The organism is Leptolyngbya sp. FACHB-60 (assembly GCF_014695775.1).
Taxonomy (GTDB): domain Bacteria; phylum Cyanobacteriota; class Cyanobacteriia; order Phormidesmidales; family Phormidesmidaceae; genus Nodosilinea.
Map to the genome: position 1 here is coordinate 1 of NZ_JACJOX010000039.1, position 23,520 is coordinate 23,520.

Sequence of the window (23,520 nt, forward strand, 5' to 3'; positions counted from 1 at the left end):
TGGGCTCACAGCAAGCTGAAGGTAGCGCCCTCTATTCAGCCTCGCGCTCTGAGCATCACTCAGGGTCGGGCTGTGGGTGTGGCCCACTACCTACTGGGGGGAATTGCCACTACCTGGGCCTTCTTCCTGGCTCGAATTATCGCGGTGGGATGACCCGTTTGGTCATGGGATTCCTGTAGGGGCACACTGCGGTGCGCCCCTACCAGCCCCAATCCACTGCACTTCAACGAATTGCGTTTTCTGACCCATTCGTACATCAAACCTGTTTTGATTCATGGCAACTAAATTCCCTAAATTTAGCCAGGACCTGGCCCAAGATCCGACCACGCGTCGGTTCTGGTACGGGATTGCCACCGCCCACGACTTTGAAAGCCACGACGGCATGACGGAGGAGAATCTTTACCAAAAGATTTTCGCCTCCCACTTTGGCCACCTGGCAATCATCTTTCTGTGGACCTCGGGCAACCTGTTCCACGTCGCCTGGCAAGGCAACTTTGAACAGTGGATCAAAGATCCGCTAGGTGTGAGACCGATCGCTCACGCGATTTGGGATCCGCAATTTGGCCAACCCGCCGTGGATGCCTTCACCCAGGCGGGGGCCAGCTATCCGGTTAACATCGCATTCTCTGGGGTGTACCACTGGTGGTACACCATCGGTATGCGCACCAACAATGACCTGTACAGCGGTGCCCTGTTCCTGCTGGTTTTGTCGGCGATCTTTTTGTTTGCTGGTTGGCTGCACCTTCAGCCTAAGTTTCGGCCTAGCCTGGCCTGGTTCAAAAATGCGGAATCGCGCCTGAACCACCACCTGGCTGGTCTGTTTGGCGTCAGCTCGCTGGCTTGGGCCGGTCACCTGATTCACGTCGCTATTCCCGAAGCCCGGGGGCAGCATGTGGGTTGGGATAACTTCCTCTCGGTACGGCCTCACCCGGCTGGGTTGAAGCCTTTCTTTACCGGTCAGTGGGGGGTCTATGCCCAAAACCCAGACACGCCGAACCACGCGTTTAACAGCAGTGACGGGGCCGGGTCAGCGATTCTCACCTTCTTAGGTGGATTCCACCCTCAAACCGATTCGCTGTGGCTGACGGATATGGCCCACCACCACCTGGCGATCGCGGTGATTTTTATCATCGCCGGGCACATGTACCGGACTAACTTCGGAATTGGCCACGACATAAAGGCCATTTTGAATGCTCACAAACCCCCTTCGGGCGCTTTGGGTGAAGGGCACAAGGGCATTTACGACACCTACAACAACTCGCTGCACTTCCAGCTAGCGTTTCACCTAGCAGCCCTAGGGGTGGTCACCTCCCTGGTAGCGCAGCACATGTACTCCATGCCGCCCTACGCCTTTATGGCTAAGGACTACACCACCCAGGCGGCTCTGTATACCCACCACCAGTACATTGCTGGATTCATTATGGTGGGGGCCTTTGCCCACGGGGCCATCTTCCTGGTGCGCGACTACGACCCCAAAGCCAACCAGAACAACGTGCTATACCGCGTGCTGGAGCATAAGGAAGCGATCATCTCGCACCTGAGCTGGGTGTCGCTGTTCCTGGGCTTCCACACCCTAGGTCTGTATGTGCACAACGACGTGGTGGTGGCCTTTGGCACCCCCGAAAAGCAGATTCTAGTTGAGCCAGTCTTTGCTCAGTGGATTCAAGCCTCCCACGGCAAGCTGCTCTACGGCATGGATACTCTCCTATCTAACCCGGACAGCATTGCGACGACGGCTTGGCCTAACTACGGCAACGTGTGGCTCGGCGGCTGGCTGGATGGCATTAATAGCACTACCAACTCGCTGTTTCTGACCATTGGCCCTGGCGACTTCTTGGTTCACCATGCGATCGCCCTCGGCCTGCACACCACCACCCTAGTCTTGGTCAAGGGTGCGCTGGATGCCCGTGGTTCGAAGCTGATGCCCGACAAGAAAGACTTCGGCTATGCTTTCCCCTGCGACGGCCCCGGCCGTGGCGGCACCTGCGATGTCGGTGCGTTCGACGCTTTCTTCCTGGCGATGTTCTGGATGTTGAACACCCTTGGCTGGGTGACCTTCTACTGGCACTGGAAGCACCTCACCCTATGGTCGGGCAACATAGCCCAGTTCAACGAAAGCTCGACTTATCTAATGGGCTGGTTCCGTGACTACCTGTGGCTTAACTCGTCGCAGCTGATTAACGGCTACAACCCTTATGGCATGAATAACCTAGCCGTCTGGGCCTGGATGTTCCTCTTTGGACACCTGGTTTGGGCTACCGGTTTCATGTTCTTGATCTCCTGGCGGGGCTACTGGCAGGAGCTAATCGAAACTCTGGTCTGGGCCCACGAGCGCACTCCCCTGGCGAACCTGGTTCGCTGGAAGGACAAGCCCGCTGCCCTGTCCATTGTCCAAGGTCGGGTTGTAGGTCTAGCTCACTTTACGGTGGGCTACATTCTGACCTTCGCCGCCTTCTTGATCGCCTCGACCTCCAGTCGATTTGGCTAACTGGGATAGATAATCCCTCGTAGGGTGGGCACTGCCCACCCTACACCCCTGGAGTAAACAGGTGGGTTGCCATTAGGCTAAACCCACCCCCAGGCAACCTTTTTCGAAAAAAAGAAATTCTTTGTTCAAGTAAGTTCTTAACGAATATCTCTAGTAGTGGGCAGTGCCCATCCTGCAAAAGACTGACCCAAATACTCATCCATAACAGGAGTCTTCTCTGCAGAATTTTGAATAATCTGAGGTGTGTTAGCGGTTCCCTACGATCGCCCTTGCCACCTCCTAACCTTGAGACGGATGGAGACTCTCCGCTTCTCAAGAGTCCTGGTTCTTCGGGGTAGTTGAGCCAGGACTTTTATTATCTGTATAGCTAAAAGGATAGGTGGAGTACCGCCGTTGACGGCCTAGATCGTTTACAGTTGCGGTGGCAAAACCGATGACCTAAAACCTACTCCGTAGGCTCATCGTGCCAGGGCCAATCTGCTCTCTTTTTCTGTGGCTATGACCCCTTCCAACCGGATTTTGGTGCTCTTTGCCCACCCTGCCCTCAATAAATCTCGCATTAACAGTCAGCTAGTGCGGGCGATCGCCGACCTTGGGGGGGTAACCCTCCACGACCTTTACGAGGAGTATCCCGACTTCCATATCAATGTGAAGCGCGAGCAGCAGCTTCTACTTGACCACGACATCGTGGTGTGGCAGCATCCCTTTTACTGGTATAGCAGCCCCGCCATTCTCAAAGAGTGGCAAGATCTAGTGCTCGAATATGGCTTTGCCTATGGCCACGAGGGGACAGCTCTGCAAGGCAAAAAATGCCTTTCCGCCATTTCTACAGGCGGCAGCTATCAGGCTTATCAACGAGACGGCTACAACTACTACACCGTCTTTGAACTGCTAGCCCCCTTCGCCCAAACCGCGCGGCTGTGCGGCATGGACTACCTGCCGCCCTTTATTGTCCACGGCACTCACCAGCTGCTCGATGGCCCCAAAATCAGCGATCGCGCTCAAGACTATCGTCTCCTGCTTCAAGCCCTGCGCGACAACCAAATTAACTGGGCAGCGCTGCCTGGTTTGACCCAGCTTAACCAAGATTTGAGCCAGGTATTGCTCGCTCCCGAGGTGGCCCCCCATGCATAGCGAAGACTTATTTTTTCAGGCGTTTATTTACCTAATGGCGGCAGTCCTGTCGGTGCCTTTTGCCAAACGACTGGGTCTGGGATCGGTACTGGGGTACCTGATTGCCGGAGTGATCATTGGACCGTTTGTGCTGGGTCTGGTGGGAGGAGAACAGCAAGACGACGTCATGCACTTCGCCGAATTTGGCGTGGTGATGATGCTGTTTTTGATTGGCCTGGAGCTGCGGCCTTCGCTGCTGTGGCAGCTGCGAGGGCCGATCTTAGGGCTAGGGGGCTTGCAGGTGGCAGTCACCACCGGGGCGATCGCCCTGATTGCCGTGCTGGTGGGCCTACCCTGGACCATGGCCCTGGCTATCGGCATGATTTTGTCGCTCTCGTCTACGGCGATCGTGCTGCAAACCCTGAACGAAAAGGGCCTGATGAGAACTGAGGCGGGGCAGGCCTCCTTCTCGGTGCTGCTGTTTCAGGATATTGCGGTGATTCCGATGCTGGCTCTGCTGCCCCTGCTGGAAATGGGCCAGACCGCGATCGGTCCCCATGCAGCGGTGCTGGTAGCTACTGCCGAGGCCAGCGGGGGGCTACCCGCTTGGCAGCGAACCCTGCTAGTGATGGGGGCGGTGGGAGGCATTATTGTGGTCGGTCGGTTTTTAATGCAGCCGGTGTTTCGGTTCATTGCTGATACGCGGCTGCGGGAGATGTTTACGGCGACGGCCCTGCTGCTGGTGATCGGCATTACCCTGATTATGCAGATGGTGGGGCTATCGCCCGCCCTGGGCACCTTCGTCGCCGGAGTAGTGCTTGCCGACAACGAGTATCGCCACGAGCTAGAAACCGACATTGAACCGTTTAAGGGCCTGCTGCTGGGCCTGTTCTTTATCTCGGTGGGGGCCAGCATCGACTTTAATGTGCTGGCCCGCCAGCCCCTGCTGATTTTGGGCTTGGTAGTTGGGCTGATGCTGCTCAAGGGGTTGGTGCTGCTGGCCCTGGGCCGTTTCTTTCGGCAGTCGCTCAGCCAAAACCTGATGTTTGCTATGGCCCTGGCTCAGGGAGGAGAGTTTTGCTTTGTGCTGTTTTCCTTTGCCCAGCAGAGCCGGGTCTTGCCGACGACCATCACCGCACCGCTGGTAGTGGTGGTGGCCCTGTCGATGGCCCTCACCCCCCTGGTGATGATTGCCAATGAACGGCTGGTGCAGCCGCGCTTTGTGAGCCAAGGCGAGCAGCGAGAACCCGACACCATCGACGATGGCGAAACCCCAGTGATCATTGCGGGTTTTGGACGCTTTGGCCAGATCGTCAATCGTCTGCTGGTTGCCAACGGAATTCAGACTACGGTGCTAGACCACGACCCGGCCACCATTGACCTGCTGCGTCAGTTTGGCCACAAGGTGTTTTATGGCGACTCATCGCGCATTGAGCTGCTCTATGCGGCAGGGGCCGCTGAGGCCAAGCTGTTTGTGATGGCGATCGACGATGTGGAAAGGTCGCTACACACCATTGACCTGGTGAAACAGCACTTTCCCCACCTGAAGATTTTGGCGCGGGCTATCGATCGCCGCCACGCCTACGAGCTGCTGCGCCGCGATGTTGCCGTCGTGGAGCGAGAAACCTTTGAATCTGCCTTGAGCTTGGGCGCTCAGGCTCTGAAGCTGCTAGGGTTTCGGGCTTACCATGCCCACCGAGCTGCCCGCATCTTTCGCCATCACGACATCAAGGCGATGCGCGAGATGGCCCAAATCGAAGCGGATATGCCGAAGCTGGTGGCTAAATCGCAGCAGCTCGCTGCCGATTTGAAGGAAGTTCTCCAATCGGATAGCTTTGATTTGCCTCGCGAAGTCGATCAGGCTTGGGATACGACAGCGCTGAAAAAGTATGGGGCTTAATACGGTTAGTCTTTTGAATTGCCGCTGCCGTGAGTGCAGCCGCTAGGGGGCGGGAGGAAGTTGCAGCTCAATGCCGACTTTGGTGCCTAGTTCGATTACCTCGTCGGCAAATTCATTCGCGGCAGCGACTCCGCCTGCGACGCTGCCAGCGATCGCCAATGTCGTCATCGCCAAGGACGTTAAACGCTTCTTCAGCCGTGGCCAGTTGCGCTGATCGTCGGCTTTTTTGATCTCTTCTTCAACATCGTCGATGTCGATAATGAGGTCGTCTTGCACAGCCTGGGGAAACTGTGCAGCGGTTTGACGCAGATGGGCGATGATTTGCAGCAGTTCAGCGGTGCTGGTGCCGGTGGTTTGGGTCAAGCCGGAGGCGGTAATCTGAGCATTGTCGTTGGCTGTGTTGACCAGGTTGCCGATGTTGGCGTTAGAGCCCTGATTGCCAACTTTGTCGCCCATAACTTTATCGCCTGAGACTTTGTCTCCAGCAATGTTGTCGCCGTTGCCGTACTGGTGAACGGTGTTTTCCATAGCTAAGGAAGTGGGTAAAACGTCGTTGGCAGAGTAGTAGAGCTTGAGCAGCTGGCTGGTGTGCAGGGGCAGCATGGCGTAGGTCTGGCCATCGTCATCGCTGAAGTCTACTTCGTAGACATTGGAGGCGAGATGCTCGACCAGGGTGCCGACTTGCCCGGCGGTGAGGTTGTGCTCAGGCAGGTCGTGCTTGAGGGCGACAACATCTAATAGCAGAAATTGGGTTAGGGTGCTGACCATGGGTATCACCTCACGATGTAACAGCTTACAAGCCGGGGAAAAGATTCGGTTGGGCGAATGATCCAGGTGGTGCGGACGGTTGCGGTATTTTGGTTTCGACGAAGTGGAAAGTCAACCACATAGCGCCGACCATACTCGTCGGTTTGGCCAGGAATGGCTTCGTACTGGCGGATAGCTACTTCGATGAGAGCTTTGAGTAATTCGGCGTCTTGACTGGTTAATCCCAAGATAGTGGTAAATAGTCTGGCTTTGTGTTTCCCCCTAGAGTGGTTGGGATTCAGGCTATAAGTCCGCAGCTTATCTAGGTCTATAAACGCAGACTCCGCATTGGGCAGATTCATAATTGAATTTTGTCGCCCTGCACCAGGTCGCCTGCTACATTGTCACCTTTACCATGCTGGTGGGTAGCGCGGCTGCCCTGGTGAATATTGAGATGAATACCGCCGTAGCGTTCTTCGATGTCCATGCCGCTTTCTTTGAGTTGTCGCTGTTGGCGGGCGGCTTGAGATTCGTAGCCGTCGAGGAGCTGGCGGAGGTTGAGGCGCAGGCGTAGTTTGCCGATGGTAACAGTTTGCTCGCCCATAGCCTCTAGGCCCATGAGTTCTTGGTAGTCGAGGGGAGGATGGTCGGGATGGTCGGGGACGGGCACCCACTCGGTGACTTCTAAATCGCCAAAGCTCTTGTGGATTTTGGTAAAGGTGTCGCGGATGAGAGCGAGGAAGACGCGGCGGGTGGTTTCGCGCCCGCTGATGGAGATGAAAATCTTTTTGTCTTCGGGGTCGGCTTTGACGCGGGCAATGTTGCACTGCTCGTTGCCTTCGAAGTAGGCCAGCATGACGCCACTGCGCCAGCAGGTTTGCTCATGGATTTTTTCGTGGCTAAGGACGATGAACCGCGACAGCACGCTCTCAGGCAGAATGCGGTAGTGGTATTGAAACTCTAGGGTGTCGCCCGCTAGCCCTGTATCTTCGGGTTCGTCTTTGGGTAGCAGGCCGGGGATGAGAAAGCGGGGGCAGGAGCAGTCGGGCAGCTCGAAGCAGAGCTGGAACTCTTGCATGAGTTCGGTGAGGTAGCGGTGCCGATCGCCGGGGTAGCGCTGGGGGTCGAGCACCCGCCTGAGGTCGTCGTAGGTGAGGATGCCTTTGCCTTTGGTTTTGAGAGTTTCGTCGCTGAGCAGGGCGTAGATGCCCTCAGTAACCCAGGCCGGGTTTAGCACGTTGGTGCTTTGCAAAATGGGGTGGTCGCGAAAGTTGAGCACCAGACCCAGGTTGTGGAGTAGGTCAATGAGCTGGGTTTGGTTTTGTTCTTCGGGAATCTGGTTTCGGTGGCAGATGCCAATGTATTCGTTGTAGGAAATGAAGTCGCGATCCATAGCTTCGAGCTGTTCTTTGACCTCGAACCAGGAGAGAGGTAGCAGGTTGTAAACATCGTGGAGCTGGCCGACTTCTTTGGTGATCGCTTCCCGTAGCTCTTCAATTCCGTCGCCGCTTTGGCAAGAGGTTTCGAGAATGGCGCAAATGCTGGGATATTTGTCTCGCAGGGCTTTGCGGTTGATGTCGAAGGGTTGCTCGTCTTTTTTGTTGCCAACAATGATGACGGGCGACTCGCTGCCAAAGCTTTGGATCAGCTTGAGCCAATATTCGATGCGGTTTTCGTCTTCGCTGGTGCGGCAGTTGCAGACAAGCAGGTAGAGGCTGCGCTTGGTAAGAAAGAATTGATGGGTGGCATGGTAGATCTCTTGACCGCCAAAATCCCACACGTTGAGACGCACGTCTTTGCTATTGACGTGAACGCCCCACTCACGCACATCAAGGCCATCGGTTTGGAATTCATTGGAGTCGAAGCGATTTTCGATGAGGCGCTTTGCGAGGGATGTTTTGCCCACCGTGCCCTGACCCACCAGCAAGAGCTTGGCCTCATTCAGCGGTTTTACATCGCCACTGCGAAGCTGGCGCAGATAGTTGAAGATCCCCTCAACAGAACCAGGATCTTGATATCGCTCGGGTGGTTCTAAAATTTCTGGAGAAATTGGCAAGGGGTTCCCTCGTAGACCGAGTGCCTCAAGTTGAGACAAAGACTCTAGACTCTCCGGGATGGCACTGATTTTGTTATTGCTGAGGTAGAGCTCTTGGAGACTTTGGAGCTGGGCAAGGCTATCGGGAATCACACTGATTTTGTTATCGCTGAGGTAGAGCTCTTGGAGACTCTGGAGCTGGGCAAGGCTGTCGGGAATCGTGTCGATTTGGTTATTGAAGAGGTAGAGCTTTTGGAGGTTTTGGAGCTGGGCGAGGCTATCGGGAATCGCGCTGATTTGGTTGTCCCATAGGTAGAGCTGTTGCAGGTTGTGAAGCTGAGCGAGGCTGTCCGGAATGGCGCTGATTTGATTAGAGCTGAGGTTAAGCTGTTTGAGGTTGTGAATCTGGGCGATGCTGTTCGGGATGGCGCTGATTCGGTTGCTCCAGATGTGGAGCTTTTGCAGATTAGCAAGCTGGGCGATGCTGTCCGGGATGACGCTGATTTGGTTTCCTCCGAGGTTAAGGTGTTGGAGGTTGCGAAGCTGAGCGATGCTGTCCGGGATGGTACTGATCCGGTTCTTCCAAAGGTAGAGCTGTTGAAGGTTGGCAAGCTGGGCGAGGCTATCTGGGATGGTACTGATTTGGTTATCGCCGAGGTTGAGCTGTTGGAGGCTGTGAAGCTGGGCGAGGCTATCTGGGATGGTACTGATTCGGTTATCGCTGAGGTTGAGCTGTTGGAGGTTGGTAAGCTGGACGATGTTATCTGGGATGGTGCTGATTTGGTTATCGCTGAGGTCGAGCTGTTGAAGGTTGGCAAGCTGGACGATGCTGTCCGGGATAGTGCTGATTTGGTTTCTCCAAAAATCGAGTTGTTGGAGGTTGGCAAGCTGGACGATGCTGTCCGGGATAGTGCTGATTTGATTAACAGGAGCCCGAAGTATTTTGAGGTTGCTAAGTTGACTAATTTCTAATGGCAGACTGGTGAGTTCGTTACCGAAATCCTCATTTCTCTCTTCGTCCCACTTCCCCAAAATTAGGGTTTCTAGCTGGGTAAGTTTGCCAATCTCCGGCGGCAGCTCCGTCAACCCCTGCCCCGCCAGATCCAGCTCCGTCCATCCCTCTGCCTCTGCTTGGTCAATCAGCGTTAGCAACTCATCTCGCGTCATGGCCTTTCCTTCTTCAGCTTCGCCCCATCCTAACCAGTAGGTTGGGTGGCGCGCCAGCAAAAACCAACCTACCCGGCAGCCACCCTTTTACCCCTTTAATCAGTTACAAGGCTGGCATCGCTGACATGGCCCGCCGCATCGAGTTTAATCACCAGCCATTCGTAGTCAATGCTAATAAACTGGCGCTCTGGCCCCAGCCTATAGACCATATCGTAATCGGCAAAGCCCTTCTGGGGTTCTGGCGGGCCAAGCAGCTCGATCACACCTGCCTGGGGTCTGCCCAGCAGCAGATATTTTGCTAGCAAGTCATCCACCATGCAGAGGCGAACGTAGGTGGGTTCGGCGCTGAGAGCTGGGTCGTTCCACAGCGTGGGGTTGAACTCGGTGTAGCCTCGGCACTCTTGCCATTCATCCCAATTCGTCTTGGCCAGCAGTCCGCCCACCACTACAAGTGGGAAGCTCGTGACCAACAAACCCCCCACGATTGCGGCAATCAGCAGACGGCGTTTTGGTTTTGAACGTTGGCCGAGGGGCATGATGAACCGATCTGGTAGCGGGTCTATGGAGACATGCTACCCACGGTCAGCTAAAAATCGCAGGCCGGGTTGCAGCGGTCGAGGACGATGGTCGAAGACCAGCCCCTCGGGCCATCGCACTCTAGGCATAGCGACGCACCAGCCGCTCTAGCTGATGAATGAGCTGCTGAAGCCGCTGGTTTTCTTGGTGCAGGGCGTTATTTTCGGCCTTGAGGCGCTGGTTTTCTTGCCAGAGGGCCAGGTGATCGGGGGGTAACTGCGAAGATGAAGTGTACATGGTGCGATCGGGTGACAGAGGATAGCCTACAGACTGAGGCAGCTGCCTCAGTCTGGGCTTGAGGGTTGGGGCAATTAGGCAGGCTGAATAACTAAATCGTCAGAGCCTACTGGAGCAGGGCTAGCAACGTCCTAGGGCAGCCAATTGCAGAGATGGCCACTTGGAGGACGGTGCGTCATATCTCTATTCTGGCTTACCCCTGGGCCTGGCTCAGAAACTGTAATCAAGTGCAATAGCTCCGGTCAAACGGCCCGATGGCGAGTTCAATAATGCAGTTAAATGGGGGATGGTTCTGGATGCCCACTGTGGCTCCGCTGCTGTTCACCCCTGCGAGGCCCTGTGTCAGACGCCAAACCCTCTCGATCGCTGGCCAATATTGCTGGCATTGTGGCTGTGGCCACCATCATTAGCAAGTTTGTGGGGTTGTTTCGTCAGCAGGCAATCGGGGCGGCCTTTGCGGTGGGGCCGGTGGCCGATGCCTACAGCTTTGCCTACATCATTCCCGGCTTTTTGCTGATTTTGCTGGGGGGCATCAACGGGCCGTTTCACAGTGCGATCGTTAGTGTCGTGGCGCGGCAGCAAGACCGCAAAGACACCGCTGCTCTGATCGAAGCCGTCAATACGCTGGTTGGGCTGATTTTGATCGGGGTGTCGGTGCTGCTGTTTGTGCTGGCAGGGCCAATTATCGACACCGTTGCGCCCGGTCTGTCAGAGACTGGCATGGTAGCGCGGGATATTGCGGTGCTACAGCTGCGAATTATGTCGCCCATGGCGCTGCTGGCGGGGCTGATTGGCATTGGCTTTGGGGCGTTGAATGCTGACAGCCAATTTTGGCTGCCGTCGATCAGCCCGATTTTCTCTAGCGGTGCGGTGCTGGTGGGGTTGGGGCTACTGTACGCTGCCATTGGTAGCAACATTGCCAGTCCAGAGTTTTTTGCGGTGGGGGGTGCGGTGTTGGCCGCCAGCACCCTCGGGGGTGCAGTGTTGCAGTGGTTGGCCCAGCTGCCCGCCCTGTGGAAGTCTGGTCTCGGGCGTCCCCGGCTGCGGTTTGACTGGTCACTGCCCGGCGTGCGCGAGGTGATGCGGGTGCTGCTACCCGCCACCCTGTCGTCTGGGATGCTGCAAATCAACCTGTTTACGGATCTGTTTTTTGCCTCGTTTATTCCCGGTACGGCGGCAGCGCTGAGCTATGCAAATTTGCTAGTGCAGACACCGTTGGGCATTATCTCGAACGTGATTCTGGTGCCGTTTTTGCCGCTGTTTGCCCGGCTAGCCGCGCCAGAAAACTGGCCTGAGCTGAAGATCCGTATTCGCCAAAGCCTGCTGTTTACGGCTCTGACCATGCTGCCCCTGGGGGCCTTGTTTGTGGTGCTGGCGCTGCCCATTGTGCGGGTGGTGTACGAACGCGGCGCATTTGACCAGGAGGCTTCTAACCTGGTGACCTCGGTGCTGATGGTCTATGGTCTGGGCATGTTTGTGTACCTGGCTCGGGATGTGCTGGTGCGAGTGTTTTACGCCATGGGCGATGGGCAAACGCCCTTCCGCGTGAGTTTGATCAATATTGTGCTGAATGGGGTGCTCGATTTTTTCTTCATTCGCTGGTTGGGGGCACCGGGGCTAGTGCTGGCCACCGTGGGAGTGAATGTGTTTTCGACCCTAGCGCTGACGTTTATTTTGCATCGACGACTGCGGGGGCTGCCGCTGCGGGAATGGGGTGGTGCGATCGCTCTCCTCACCTTGCTTAGCCTGATTGCTGGCACTGCTGCCTGGGGCACCCTCCAGTGGTTAGAAACCTGGCTCGGCACCCAGGGCATTGGCGTGCTGCTGCTGCAACTACTGATTCCCGGTGGGGTAGGGCTGCTGATCTTTATAGTTGGCGCATTTCTGCTGCCGATACCGGAGACAAAGCAGCTCGCCGCGCGGATTCGCGAGCGGGTGAGGCGCTAGCAGGCAAAGGTTTGTAACTACGGTCCGATTTAGGAGACTTCTGAAAGGTAGTTCTAGTGGTGGGCACTGCCCACCCTACTGTTCGCGACGGGTGAATTTAAGCAACCATTAAGCTTCTGCTGAACTGGGGTAATCGAGGTTAACCAGGGAGGGAAGTGGCTGGTCTAGCACCTTGACAGCAAAATCCTGGGATTGACGCTCTATATCAGAAAAAATTTTATGGCGCAGGCGATTCGTCCACTGATTGAGACCCAATATGCAGGGCAGGTGCAGGCCTTTGAGTACTCCCCCTGGTTTCAGCGTCTGGAGCAGGGACAGGCCTCTCTGCAGGAGTACGATGCCTTTATTTTTAACCTCTGCCAGACCCACCTGAAGAGTCCGCAAATTTTGGCTTTTCTCTACGCGGTGGCACCGCCGGAGGCCGCGCCCCAGATTAAACACAATCTGCTCGAAGAATTGGGGCTGGATGAGGTGGCCATTTGCCACCCCGATCTGCTGTATCAACTGGCGACGGCGGCGGGGTTTGATCGCGATCGCCAGGCGAGCTTGGCCCAGGCAGCCCAGGCCCAAATCCGCCAGCTCTGCACCGATCCGCTACTGTTTGGCACGATGCAGGAACTGGGGCTGTCAGTGCTCCTAGAGGTGACCTGCTTTGAGTGGATGCTCTCTCGCCTAGCCGGTCGCATCGGCCAGGCCTTAGCGACGCATCGCGGCCTGTCGCCTGCAAGTCTGGCCTGGTTTGATCACCATTCTGAAGTCGATATTCGCCACGCTGAGGAAGGTTTAGACAGCGTTGAGCAATACCTGGCCTATTACGAGATCGAGGCGGAGGATCTAGAGACCATTCTCGACATTACCTTCCGCGAGAACATTTTTATCAAGCGATACTTCGCTGACCTGCCCCTGCTTGCTGGCTCTGCCCATGAGAATCGTTGACGCCACCCTGTTTGCCCTGCAAATTCCCTTTGTCGAAGCTTTTGCCCACAGTGTGCGATCGCGCAGCTGCTCAGATTCCATCGTGGTGCGGCTCCGGGCCGAAGACGGCACCGTCGGCTATGGCGAGGCAGTGGCGCGGCCCTATGTCACCGGGGAAACAGTGGAGGGCTGTTTGCGGTTTATGGAACGCACCCTATGGCCTACGGTTCAAGCCACCGACTATCCCCGCTGGCCAGGGCAGGACCCGATCGCCTGGCTGGCGTCGTTGGCCCTACCCGCCGATGCAGATAATTTGGCAACCCCTGGCGTAGTGGCCTGGCATGGGGGTCGCTGCGGCTTTGAGCTAGCCCTGGTCGATTGTTTGCTGAAATCTGTCGGAGTTTCGCTGGGGGAACTCTTGCCGCCTCGGCACCCGGTAACCTACAGCGGCGTGATCACGGCCAGCAGCGTTGAGGGAGCGGTGAAACATGCCAAGCGATTCAAGCAATTTGGCCTGCCCCACGTGAAGGTGAAGATCACAGGGGAGGCGGATCGGGAACGGCTGGCGGCGATTCGCGCGGTGGTGGGGCCGCAGGTCTCGTTGCGGGTAGATGGCAATGGGGCCTACTCGGTGGAAAGTGCGATCGCTACCTGTGAGGCCCTAGCAGAATTCCAGATCGACAGCGCCGAGCAAATGATTCCGCGCGGCAACCCCCAAGATTTAGCGACGGTGCAGGCGGCCACGGCCATTCCCCAAATGGCCGATGAGTCGCTGATTACCCTAGCGGATGCCGAGGCGCTGATCGAGACCAGGGCCTGCCAAGGCTTTAATCTGCGGTTGGCGAAATGTGGGGGACTGGGGCCAACTTTGGCGATCGCCGACCTGGCGACCGCTGCTGGCATTCAGGTGCAGGTAGGCTGCCAGGTGGGCGAGACGGCGATTCTCTCCGCCGCAGGGCGGCACTTGGCGGCCTATTTGCCAGAGATCAGCTTTTGCGAAGGCTCTTACGGCAGCCTGTTACTGCGGGAAGATCTCAGTCGTCGCCCCATTCACTTTGGTCATCAAGGTCTGGCGAAACCCCTGAAGGGGCCGGGGCTAGGGGTGGAGATTCAGGATGCCCTGCTGGAAAAATACGCCCAGCAAACAATTAACCTTCCACCTAAGGCGGTGTGAAGATGGCCAGTCTGTACACTCTTGGTCTGCGCTGGCAGGGGCGAGCCCTGAAACAACGGCTAGAGGTCGCTACCCAGGAGCCCGATTTGGTTCAAGAGCGGCTATTGCGCCAGTTACTCAGCCGCCATAGTGACACTCAGTTTGGCCACGAGCATCACTTTAAGCAAATTCACACCCCGCTCGACTATCGCCGGGCGGTGCCCATCCGTGACTATGAAGGCTTTCGGCCCTACGTACAGCGGATGATGGCAGGCCAGGAAAAGATTCTGGTGAATGAGCCCGTGCGGATGTTCACCACGACCAGTGGCACCACCGGGCAGCCCAAATATATTCCCGTCACCGCCGCGGTCGAGCGGGGTGGGTCACAGCTGATGCGGCAGTGGCTTTACCGAATTTTGCAGGATCACCCAACGTTTTTGAGCCGGGCGGTGGTGGGGATTGTCAGCCCAGCGATCGAAGGCTACACTCCAGGCGGCATTCCTTACGGCAGCCTATCGGGGCGAATCTACCAGCAGATCCCAGCTTTGATTCGGCGCACCTATGCCATCCCCTACCCGGTTTTTGAGATTCCCGACTACGATCGCCGCTACTGGGCCATTGCCCGCTACGCCCTAGCGCGGCAAGTTTCCTTTCTGTGTACGCCCAATCCCAGCACCCTCAAGCGGCTAGCCACAGTGATGACTCACCAAGCAGAATCCCTGATCCAAGCCATTTACGACGGCACTGGTGGTGAGGGCATGCCGGCCCAGCGGCCCCAGCCTGAGCGGGCCAAACAGCTAGAACAAATCTTCAATGCCACCGAGGCATTACGGCCTCGGGACTGCTGGCCCCACCTGGACCTGCTGGGCTGCTGGACGGGCGGCTCGGTGGGGGCGCAGGCCCAGCAGCTCACCGCTGACTATGGCCCGCTGCCGATTCGCGATCTGGGCTATCTGGCCAGTGAGGCCCGCATCTCCCTGCCCTACCAGAACAACACTCCCGCTGGCCTGTTAGATCTGACCTTGAATGTCTACGAATTTATTCCGGAAGCCTGCGCTGACCAGGTTGACCCGCCGATTTTGCTCAGCCATGAGCTAGAACGGGGGCAGCGCTACCAGATTCTGTTGACCACCCCCGGTGGTCTCTACCGCTATCACATCAACGATGTGGTGGAGGTGACGGACTTCTATCACCGATCGCCCGTGATTGCCTTTTTGCGCAAGGGCCGCGATATGAGCAACCTGACCGGGGAAAAGCTGCATGTGAATCATGTGCTGGCTGCGATCGCCGCCCTGCAATGCCAGTTTCACCAGCTGATAGGTCCCTACCGGCTGGTGGCCAATGCCGAGGCCATGCGCTACGAGCTGTATTGGGAAACGTCTGATATTCCCAGTCAGGACTGGATTGAAACTCTGCTGTCAGCCCTAGATGCAGCTCTGGCTGAAAACAACGTTGAGTACGGTCAAAAACGCGCTTCTCGGCGGCTAAATGCCCCCTGCCTCCACCGTATGAAACCGGGCTGGGCTGAGGCTACTCAACGCTGGGCCATGGCCCAGGGGCAGCGGGAGGTACAGTACAAATGGCAGGTTCTCACCCAGCAGCCCTTACCGCTGGATGCCGGGGCGATCGCGCAAACCTATGAACTGACGCTGCCCTATGCCCACCCCCACTGATGGTCTGCGGCTGCATCGGCTGGGGCCGAGTCGGCATCCGGTGGCCTGGCTGTGGGTGCTGACCCTGCTATTTTTGCTGCGGGTGCTGGGCCAGATGCTGGTGGCCTGCTGCCAGGTGCCCTTTCTGCCCCCCATGGCCCACTGGTATTCGGGCCTGTTGCCCTACCCGCTGCTGTTGCCCAGCCAGCTGCTGATTTTGGCGCTCCAAGTCAAGATCAATCGTGACCTGGCTCAGGGGCAGGGCTGGTTTCAGCAGCCTCGCCCCCGTCTGGGTAAAGCTTTACAGTATTTTAGCTACGGCTACGCCCTGGTGATGGTGATGCGCTATGGCCTCACCATGAGCCTCTACCCAGAGCGTCGCTGGCTGGGAGAGGGCACAATTCCCATTGTGTTTCACTGGGTGCTGGCCGCCTATCTCTGGCTCTGGGGCTGGGGCCATCGCTCGGAGGGTCAGCCATGAGGGCAGGGATTTTTCGCCATTGCGCTCGGCTGTTCTCTCACAAGCGGGTCTGGCTGTCGCTGCTGGCGGGACTGACTGCGCTGCTGCTGTTAGTCATTGGGCGGGGTAGTGCGATCGCCGCCACCTGGTTGGGCTACCAGTTAGACTATCCGCCTGCCCGCTATGGCGTCCGTCTAGAACGCCGAGCGACTGTGACTGCCCCCGATGGCACGGCGCTGGTCGCCGATGTCTATCATCCCCGCACCGCTGGCGCCACTCCCACCATTTTGGTGCGCATTCCCTACTCTAAACAGATTAAACACATCCTGTTTGCCCGCACCGTTGGCCATCTCTGGGCCAGTCACGGTTATACCACGGTGATCCAGGGAACCCGGGGACGCTATGAGTCGGGCGGCAGCTACGATCCACCCTTTGTGAACGAGGCTCAAGATGGGCGGGCCACGCTGCAATGGATCGCCCAGCAGCCCTGGTACGACGGGCATATCGGCATGTGGGGCGGCTCCTACTTTGGCTATACCCAGTGGGTGCTGGCCGACCAGGTCGATCCGGGGTTGTCGGCCCTGATTCCACAAATTTGCAGCACCGACTTTTATGGCATGTTCTACCCCGGCGGCGCGTTTTCCCTGGAGAGCGCCCTCTACTGGGCAACCCTCAGCTACGGCTCACGGGATATTCCCCTCCCCCCGGAGCAGCTACAGCAGGGCTTTGAGGGGTGGCCTCTGCTAGAGGCTGATGACCGAGCGGTGCAGAATATTCCGTTTTTTGATACTTGGGCCAGCCACACCGATCGCGATCGCTACTGGCAAGCGGTCGATGGCACCGGTCGCAACCGCCAGCTCCAGGCTCCGGCCCTGCTGATGGCCGGCTGGTACGATCCGTTTTTGCCCACTCAACTGGCAGACTTTCAACAGATTCGCGCCAATGCTGCCCCCCAGGTCGCCGAGGCCACCCGCCTGATCGTTGGGCCTTGGACCCACGCCAACACCGTCACCTTCCCCGACGGTAGCCGCCCCCGCAACTACCGCTTCGAGAGCATTGGCCCCAGTTTGCCCTGGTTTGATCAGCAGCTCAAAGGCGCTGCCGAGACGGTCCAGCCTAGCCCGGTGCTGCTCTACGTCATGGGCCGCAACACCTGGCGCGAAGAATCGACCTGGCCCCTGCCCCGCACCCGCTATACGCCCTACTATCTCCACAGCAACGGCCAGGCGAATACTCTCAACGGCGACGGCGTTCTCAGTCTGGAGCCGCCGGGGGAAGAAGCCAGCGATCGCTTTATCTACGATCCGCAGCACCCGGTGCCCAGTGCTGGGGGCACTATGCTCGGGCCAAACGCAGGCATTCAGCCTCAAAACGCAGTGGAACAGCGGCAAGATGTGCTGGTCTATACCACTCCGCCCCTGACCGCAGCGCTCGAAGTGACGGGGCCAGTGCAGCTGCGGCTCCAGGTTTCCACCACGGCACCCCACACAGATTTCACGGCCAAACTGGTGGACGTCTATCCCAATGGCACGGGGTACAACGTTTCTGAAGGGATTCTTCGGCGGGACTACGGCCACGCGATCAGCAACAATACCCTAGAGAAATCTCAGGCACCCACCGAAATTGCGATCGATCTGTGGCCCACCAGCCAGGTCTTCTTCCCCGGCCATCGCCTTCGATTAGAAGTCTCCAGCAGCAGCTATCCCCGCTTTGACCGCAATCCCAATACGGGCCGCAACATTCCCACCGAGCGCCAGCCAGTCACCGTGACCCAGACGGTTTACCACCACACCGCCGCCGTCTCCCGGCTGATTCTGCCAATTATTCCGGAGTAGGACCAGTACTTGCTCCTTCGCAGATATACGGAGGGAGGAAGGTAGCCAAGCAAAACTCACCCCCTCACCGCCCCGCTATCCTAGTAGGACAACCCCTGGAGAACTCCTATGGTGACGGTTCCATTGGTCAATCGGGAAGCCGTGTTAGCCGAAATTCGCGCCGGGCTGCGGCGAGGGCAGCAAGAATTGGCCGACTGGACTGGGGGGCGGCTGGCGGTGTCGGCGGTGCCGGGGTCAGGCAAGTCTACGGGCATGGCGGCAGCGGCGGCGATCGCGATCGCCCGCCACCAGCTTCATCTGAACCGTCAGCTGGTGTTGGTTACCTTTACGCGATCGGCGGCGGCAAACCTTAAGGCCAAAGTGCGCGGCCACTTAAAAATGCTCGGACTGCCCCAGACTAGCTTTACGGTCTCTACTCTGCACGGGCTGGCCCTCACCATTGCCACCCGCAACCCTGAACTCTCCAACCTGAATCTGGACACGCTGACGCTGGTTTCGCCCTCCCAAAACAACCGCATGCTGCGGGCCTGTGTAGAGCAGTGGATTGTAGCTAACCCCAACCTTTACTCCCGCCTGATCGAAGGGCGACAGTTTGACGGGGAAGAAACCGAGCAACTCAGGCGGCAGTCGGTATTGCGAACCGAAGTGCTGCCCAGCCTGGCCCATACGGTGATTCGCGAAGCTAAAAGCTCGGGGCTCATGCCCGCTGCCTTGCTCGATCTGGCCCAAAACGTCAACCATGCTCTGCCGGGAGATGTTGAAGACTACGATGTGCTCACTATTGCGGCCGGTCTGTACGATCGCTACCAAGCCCTGCTCTCGCAACGGGGTTGGATCGACTACGACGACATGATCTTGGGTGCCCTACGTACCTTAGATGACCCCGACAGCCGCCGCTTTTGGCAGGGGCGCAGCTTCGCCGTATTCGAAGACGAAGCGCAGGATTCTTCGCCGTTGCAGACTCGGTTATTGACCCTGCTGGCCGCTGATCCTGACAATCCCGATGGGGAGCCTAACCTGGTGCGGGTGGGCGACCCTAACCAGGCGATCAACTCTACGTTTACGCCGGCAGACCCGGTGTTCTTCAACCAATTTTGCGACGACTGCCGTATCCAGGGCCATTTGGTGACGATGGATCAGGCCGGACGCAGCAGTGGCATCATTATGGCTGCTGCCAACCGCATGCTGGCCTGGGTGAATCAGGCGCAGGTGGCCGGGCCAGAGACCCCCTTTCGCAATCAGGCGATCGCCCCCGTAGATCCCGACGACCCCCAGATAGGAGCTAACCCAGAGCCACTGGGAGCTGGGTTAGAAATTCTCTCGCCACCAACGACCCTGGATTCGGTGAAGCTGATCGCCCAGCGGGTGAGCGCTCTCTACACCGAGAATCCCGATATCAGCTTTGCCATTCTCGTGCGGGAGGGACGCCAAGGCCAGTTCATCGGCAATTTGCTGCGCGATCCCGAGCAAGTCGGGGTAGATCTGCCTGCAATGGGACTAAAGTTCTACGACGTGGGAGAGCAAGACCGCCAAACCCAGGTGCCTGAAGAAATGCTCACCCTGCTGCAATTTGTTGAGCGGCCCCACTCGGCCGACCGGCTCAAGGGAGCGCTGCGAGTGCTGGTCGATCGCCAGCGGGTGCCTACCCAAGATCTCAACGCCTTGGCCCGGGCTCCCGAGCAGTTTCTCTATCCTGGCCCGCTAGATGCGCCACCCGATACTGAGGCGGCGCGAATAGCGCGGCGGTACTGTGCTGGGCTGCTGCGATCGCGTCTCGAACTGCCCCCCTACAGCCTGTTCTCCTTCATTGGGCTAACCCTGGGCTACAACCAGAGCGAGCTGGCCACCGCCGACAAACTCGCCGCCCGCGTCAGCCAGCAAATTCGCAATGACGACACGCTAGCGGCGGCGATCGCCGTTCTCCAAGATATCGTTGGCTCCGAGCGTTTCACTGCCGTCGATACTGAAGACACCGACTCGCTCTACACCCGTCCCGGCCAGCTCACCCTGATCACCATGCACAAGGCTAAAGGGCTCGATTGGGACGTCGTGTTTCTGCCCTTTCTCCACGACAAAACCATCCCCGGTACCCTGTGGGTGCCGCCCCAGGGCGAATTTTTGGGCGACTTTACCCTGGCGGAGGTGGCTCGGGCGCAGATTCGCGCCCACGCCCACGCTGGTTTTGCCCCAGGGCAAGGCGAAATTCCTGACATCATTTCGGCTTGGGAGCAGGCTAAGCACCTCAAAGCTGCCGAAGAATACCGACTGCTCTACGTCGCCATGACCCGCGCCAAACGCCTGCTGTGGATGTCTGCGGCCCAGCAGGCCCCGTTTACCTGGAGCAAGCCAGAGAATGTGCAGACGGCAAACCCCTGCCCGGTGCTACCGGTGCTGCGGCAGTGGCTGGGTGGGGAGTGAGGGGTTAGAGGGTAGTGAAGTGGAGGGGGAATATTTTGTTTTGGCTTAGATCAAAAAAGTCGAAAAAATAGGCGATCGCGAAGCATCACCAACTGTAAATTGCCGATCGCCCATCCAAAATTCTCGATCTAAAATCGCTAGTCGATTCGCTCAATTTGCCAAAGAATTTGGTTACCTTCGCGCCGCACCCGCGACACTGACCAGTTGCGCCAGGCCCAAAACTCGCCTCGGCTAGTCACGGCGCTAGCGTTCACATCCATCAAATCGGCCAGTTCTGAGCTGGTGATTAGATAGCCCTGTTTGGCGATTTCGTCGGCAATTTGCAGGGTTTCTAGAACGTTGCGGAGGTTATCAACCCTAACCTCACGGGGTAAGGAATCAAAGTTTTCACTAATCGGAGAAGTTCCAGAGTCTGCCATAATGCATGATGCCATCCAAAGCTGAAAATCAAGCTAAATTCTACCCTCTGGCTCTGGGGTTAAGAGTAATTTAGCCCATAAATCATCTATGCTTTGCATTAATAAAACTTATGAATGGTGCAGAGATACCCAAGTTTCTGACTATGACGACTGGTTTCTAGCCCTTCAACAAAGGCCAGTCTGTCAAGTTCCCGCTTTACCAAACTGTCTTTCAGGTGATTGATTATCAACATTTGGGCATGCGAAGGGCAAAAGCCACCTTCAATTTAGGTCATGAAAACTGGTTGTCAAGGTGCTTTTCTAGCGCCTTGACGGTTACCTGAATTCATCCTTGAGGACTAACAACCGATTTCCATTTTTTGTGGGCCAGATTTGAGTAACTGGCAGCTCTAGAGCTGCCAATCGACGATATAGCTATTCACTACAAGAGATAATTTAAGGGAATATTGTCCCCAAATCTCTAAACGCTGCTGGTGGAAGGGCGCTGCCGTTCTTGCTGAATGAGTAGATAACCCACCGCCAGCCAGAAAATCAGCAGCCCGCCGGTAATGGCTAGCACGGGCACCAGCCCAAGACGATTGATTAGTGCCGGGGCGGCAGCGGTGAACAGGCCGCCGCCCACGATGGGTTCAAAAAAGAGCTGCTTGTAGGCAAAACCCTCAAAGGCTCCGGTGCTGTTGTCGGGGTCAACCATGCGCAGCAGCAAAATGCCGGTGGCGGTCACGCCCATCGACTGGCCCATATCGCCGATGCCCTTCTCAAACCAGTAGCTGGGGAAAATGCGCGGTGCCCACCAGAGAAAAATCAGCACGTTCCACAAGATGCCGACGATGCTGGGAATCAGGAAGACTCCCAGGTTGCCGCCGATGACGCTGAGGGAGATGGTGGCGATCGCAGAGATCACCACCACATCCAGCGCTACGCCAGCGATGTTCTGCACCATGGGCCGAATCACCAGCGCCCCCAGCCCCAGCCGATTGAGAATCGACTGGGTGATAATGCCGCCAATCAGCGCCAGGGGAAACAGCGGCACAAACTCAAACACGGCAAAGCCGCCCTCGCCGCCCCAGGTCGCTGCCTCAACCCACTTCAGCGCTTCGAGAATCAGCCAGCCGATCGCGATCGCTAACCCGACTATGGCAAAGTTGATCGACAGCGGGTCTACCAGCAGGTTGCGCAACAGCCGTGCCCGCTCTTGCCGCAGCTCTGGGGTTTCAGACACCACGTTGAGGTCAGGAATTTCTTCCGGTTCAACCACTCGGCGGCTGATGGTATCCACATGTCCCTTGCGGCGGCCCCAGTTGCACAGCGCGGTGCCGCAGATAATGCCCGATACAATTCCCACCGTGGCTAAACCAATGGCTAAGTCGGCCCCATCGTCATAGCCCAGGCTAATGAAGGTGTCGGCCATGCCTCCGGCAGTGCCGTGCCCTCCCTCAAAGCCAATTTCAATCAGGGCGGCGGCAATGGGGTTGACGTTAAACAGCGGGATCAAAATCAGCAGGGTGGCTAAACACCCCACCACATATTGGCCCCAGGCCAGGGTTTGGCCAAACACCACCTGGGGGGCGGCAGTGCGCCAAATTTCTCGCGGCGGCGGAATCGTCTCGCCCAAAAATAAGGCTGCAAACACCACGTTGATAAACACCCCTGGGGCCTGCGCCCACACTGCGCGAATGTCTTCGGCAAACAAACCGCTCGCCAGCAATGACTCTGCCCCGAAACGATTAGTGGCGATCGCCCCCAAGACCTCAGGCCCCAGCAGCAGCGCCAGCGCCCCCGCCACAATCGAGGCCGGCAGATAAAGCCGCTGAAACCACTGAATGCGCTGCTTAAAGAAGCGCCCTAGCAGCAGCAGCAGTGCCAGCAAGACAAAGGCAAATAGAACAGTGCGCAGGTTAAACACGGTATTTCTCCGGGTAAGTGCAGGCTAGGGACGGTCGCAACGCCTGCCCCAACCACTGCTATACAGCCATTGTTCTCAGGAGTTTGCAGTAACCCTGGGCACATGCATTAAATTGTCTATAGGGAGAATATTTTGGGATGCCAATTCCCAGGCTGAACTGCCAGGGTCTACGCCTTGGTCGTTTAGGCTTTCTCTGTCGTTCCGTTTCTCTGAGGTATCTTCGTGGCTAGTAAAGATCAAATTAAGCAGCACCTTGCCCTAACCAGCAAGATCAACTTCGCCGGCGTCACCCCCGCCAAGAGCGAAGATCCTCGCAAGGCTCGCATTATGCAACACCTGAAGAAGAGCCTGGGCTAGAAAGAAGTGATGGAGTGGGGGCGTGATGGAGTACAGTTCCCTACCCCATTACTCTCCTACCCCATCACATTATCTGGCGTTGCTTAACGCAAGTATGATTTTCCCCCCTGCCCCCCAATCCTGGGGGGAGATAGAGTCTCAAAATCCCACAAATTGGGGGGGTGGGGGGGCAAGCAGAGTCTAAAGGTTTCGCCG

General features: G+C 57.3%; 19 protein-coding genes. 12 read left to right on the forward strand and 7 right to left on the reverse strand.

Features of this window, described 5'->3' with window-relative positions; translation table 11 throughout:
* The 4 genes from H6F57_RS15240 to kefC all read left to right on the forward strand — a co-directional run.
* A partial coding sequence (locus H6F57_RS15240; RefSeq protein ID WP_190795003.1) for a hypothetical protein occupies positions 1-153 on the forward strand: 153 nt, incomplete at its 5' end.
* Between the two features lie 121 nt (positions 154-274).
* Positions 275-2,488 (forward strand): photosystem I core protein PsaB, encoded by a 2,214-nt coding sequence (gene psaB, locus H6F57_RS15245; protein WP_190625859.1) that lies wholly within the window; start codon positions 275-277, stop codon positions 2,486-2,488.
* A gap of 498 nt (positions 2,489-2,986) precedes the next feature.
* Positions 2,987-3,622 carry an NAD(P)H-dependent oxidoreductase gene (locus H6F57_RS15250; protein ID WP_190625858.1) on the forward strand — a complete coding sequence of 212 codons (636 nt, stop codon included), beginning with the start codon at positions 2,987-2,989 and terminating at the stop codon, positions 3,620-3,622.
* Entirely contained in the window at positions 3,615-5,501 is a 1,887-nt protein-coding gene (gene kefC, locus H6F57_RS15255; RefSeq protein WP_190625857.1) for a glutathione-regulated potassium-efflux system protein KefC, read from the forward strand. The genes H6F57_RS15250 and kefC overlap by 8 nt, the downstream gene beginning before the upstream one ends.
* Before the next feature lie 42 nt (positions 5,502-5,543).
* Here kefC and H6F57_RS15260 read toward each other — a convergent pair whose 3' ends face one another.
* The 5 genes from H6F57_RS15260 to H6F57_RS15275 all read right to left on the reverse strand — a co-directional run bounded on the left by H6F57_RS15260 (position 5,544) and on the right by H6F57_RS15275 (position 10,263).
* Positions 5,544-6,269 (reverse strand): DUF4926 domain-containing protein, encoded by a 726-nt coding sequence (locus H6F57_RS15260; RefSeq protein WP_190625856.1) that lies wholly within the window; start codon positions 6,267-6,269, stop codon positions 5,544-5,546.
* A gap of 5 nt (positions 6,270-6,274) precedes the next feature.
* Complete coding sequence (locus H6F57_RS28395; protein WP_190625855.1) at positions 6,275-6,610, reverse strand: DUF6883 domain-containing protein; 336 nt, start codon at positions 6,608-6,610, stop codon at positions 6,275-6,277.
* A complete protein-coding gene (locus H6F57_RS15265) occupies positions 6,607-9,450 on the reverse strand; it encodes a COR domain-containing protein (RefSeq protein WP_190625854.1) in 2,844 nt (947 codons plus the stop codon). The genes H6F57_RS28395 and H6F57_RS15265 overlap by 4 nt, the downstream gene beginning before the upstream one ends.
* Positions 9,451-9,545: 95 nt before the next feature.
* A complete protein-coding gene (locus H6F57_RS15270) occupies positions 9,546-9,986 on the reverse strand; it encodes a hypothetical protein (RefSeq protein ID WP_190625853.1) in 441 nt (146 codons plus the stop codon).
* Between the two features lie 121 nt (positions 9,987-10,107).
* On the reverse strand, positions 10,108-10,263 hold the full coding sequence (locus tag H6F57_RS15275; protein WP_190625852.1) for a hypothetical protein: 156 nt from the start codon (positions 10,261-10,263) through the stop codon (positions 10,108-10,110).
* A 339-nt stretch (positions 10,264-10,602) separates the two neighbouring features.
* Between H6F57_RS15275 and murJ the strand changes: the two genes are divergently transcribed.
* The 7 genes from murJ (at position 10,603) to H6F57_RS15310 (ending at position 20,643) form a co-directional block, all read left to right on the forward strand.
* Positions 10,603-12,210 (forward strand): murein biosynthesis integral membrane protein MurJ, encoded by a 1,608-nt coding sequence (murJ, locus tag H6F57_RS15280; protein WP_190625851.1) that lies wholly within the window; start codon positions 10,603-10,605, stop codon positions 12,208-12,210.
* A gap of 219 nt (positions 12,211-12,429) precedes the next feature.
* Positions 12,430-13,146, forward strand: coding sequence for an iron-containing redox enzyme family protein (locus tag H6F57_RS15285; protein ID WP_190625850.1), 717 nt, complete (start codon positions 12,430-12,432; stop codon positions 13,144-13,146).
* Complete coding sequence (locus H6F57_RS15290; protein ID WP_190625849.1) at positions 13,133-14,299, forward strand: enolase C-terminal domain-like protein; 1,167 nt, start codon at positions 13,133-13,135, stop codon at positions 14,297-14,299. Before H6F57_RS15285 ends, H6F57_RS15290 begins: the two co-directional genes overlap by 14 nt.
* A 2-nt stretch (positions 14,300-14,301) precedes the next feature.
* Positions 14,302-15,951, forward strand: a complete 1,650-nt coding sequence (locus H6F57_RS15295; RefSeq protein ID WP_190625848.1) for a GH3 auxin-responsive promoter family protein — start codon at positions 14,302-14,304, stop codon at positions 15,949-15,951.
* On the forward strand, positions 15,935-16,411 hold the full coding sequence (locus H6F57_RS15300; RefSeq protein WP_190625847.1) for a hypothetical protein: 477 nt from the start codon (positions 15,935-15,937) through the stop codon (positions 16,409-16,411). The genes H6F57_RS15295 and H6F57_RS15300 overlap by 17 nt, the downstream gene beginning before the upstream one ends.
* On the forward strand, positions 16,408-18,225 hold the full coding sequence (locus tag H6F57_RS15305) for a CocE/NonD family hydrolase (RefSeq protein ID WP_190625846.1): 1,818 nt from the start codon (positions 16,408-16,410) through the stop codon (positions 18,223-18,225). Before H6F57_RS15300 ends, H6F57_RS15305 begins: the two co-directional genes overlap by 4 nt.
* 108 nt (positions 18,226-18,333) lie before the next feature.
* Entirely contained in the window at positions 18,334-20,643 is a 2,310-nt protein-coding gene (locus tag H6F57_RS15310) for an ATP-dependent helicase (protein ID WP_190625845.1), read from the forward strand.
* Between the two features lie 137 nt (positions 20,644-20,780).
* Here H6F57_RS15310 and H6F57_RS15315 read toward each other — a convergent pair whose 3' ends face one another.
* Positions 20,781-21,062 carry a hypothetical protein gene (locus H6F57_RS15315; protein ID WP_073610147.1) on the reverse strand — a complete coding sequence of 94 codons (282 nt, stop codon included), beginning with the start codon at positions 21,060-21,062 and terminating at the stop codon, positions 20,781-20,783.
* Between the two features lie 460 nt (positions 21,063-21,522).
* The gene (locus H6F57_RS15320) at positions 21,523-22,968 is read right to left on the reverse strand and encodes a sodium/glutamate symporter (protein WP_190625844.1); all 1,446 of its coding nucleotides are present in this window, start codon (positions 22,966-22,968) and stop codon (positions 21,523-21,525) included.
* Positions 22,969-23,190: 222 nt separating this feature from the next.
* On the opposite strand from H6F57_RS15320, the gene H6F57_RS28050 reads away from it, so the two are divergent.
* Positions 23,191-23,325, forward strand: coding sequence for a hypothetical protein (locus H6F57_RS28050; protein ID WP_277873694.1), 135 nt, complete (start codon positions 23,191-23,193; stop codon positions 23,323-23,325).
* The last annotated feature ends 195 nt before the right edge of the window (positions 23,326-23,520 follow it).

What these genes read in the sequence shown, in the direction of transcription:
- H6F57_RS15310 (WP_190625845.1), top strand. Translation starts at nt 18,334, where the DNA reads ATGGTGACGGTTCCATTGGTCAATCGGGAAGCCGTGTTAGCCGAAATT.
- H6F57_RS15250 (WP_190625858.1), top strand. Translation starts at nt 2,987, where the DNA reads ATGACCCCTTCCAACCGGATTTTGGTGCTCTTTGCCCACCCTGCCCTC.
- H6F57_RS15270 (WP_190625853.1), bottom strand. Translation starts at nt 9,986, where the DNA reads ATGCCCCTCGGCCAACGTTCAAAACCAAAACGCCGTCTGCTGATTGCC.
- H6F57_RS15315 (WP_073610147.1), bottom strand. Translation starts at nt 21,062, where the DNA reads ATGGCAGACTCTGGAACTTCTCCGATTAGTGAAAACTTTGATTCCTTA.
- H6F57_RS15285 (WP_190625850.1), top strand. Translation starts at nt 12,430, where the DNA reads ATGGCGCAGGCGATTCGTCCACTGATTGAGACCCAATATGCAGGGCAG.
- kefC (WP_190625857.1), top strand. Translation starts at nt 3,615, where the DNA reads ATGCATAGCGAAGACTTATTTTTTCAGGCGTTTATTTACCTAATGGCG.
- H6F57_RS15305 (WP_190625846.1), top strand. Translation starts at nt 16,408, where the DNA reads ATGAGGGCAGGGATTTTTCGCCATTGCGCTCGGCTGTTCTCTCACAAG.
- psaB (WP_190625859.1), top strand. Translation starts at nt 275, where the DNA reads ATGGCAACTAAATTCCCTAAATTTAGCCAGGACCTGGCCCAAGATCCG.
- H6F57_RS15290 (WP_190625849.1), top strand. Translation starts at nt 13,133, where the DNA reads ATGAGAATCGTTGACGCCACCCTGTTTGCCCTGCAAATTCCCTTTGTC.
- H6F57_RS15265 (WP_190625854.1), bottom strand. Translation starts at nt 9,450, where the DNA reads ATGACGCGAGATGAGTTGCTAACGCTGATTGACCAAGCAGAGGCAGAG.
- H6F57_RS15295 (WP_190625848.1), top strand. Translation starts at nt 14,302, where the DNA reads ATGGCCAGTCTGTACACTCTTGGTCTGCGCTGGCAGGGGCGAGCCCTG.
- H6F57_RS15260 (WP_190625856.1), bottom strand. Translation starts at nt 6,269, where the DNA reads ATGGTCAGCACCCTAACCCAATTTCTGCTATTAGATGTTGTCGCCCTC.
- H6F57_RS15275 (WP_190625852.1), bottom strand. Translation starts at nt 10,263, where the DNA reads ATGTACACTTCATCTTCGCAGTTACCCCCCGATCACCTGGCCCTCTGG.
- H6F57_RS15300 (WP_190625847.1), top strand. Translation starts at nt 15,935, where the DNA reads ATGCCCACCCCCACTGATGGTCTGCGGCTGCATCGGCTGGGGCCGAGT.
- H6F57_RS28395 (WP_190625855.1), bottom strand. Translation starts at nt 6,610, where the DNA reads ATGAATCTGCCCAATGCGGAGTCTGCGTTTATAGACCTAGATAAGCTG.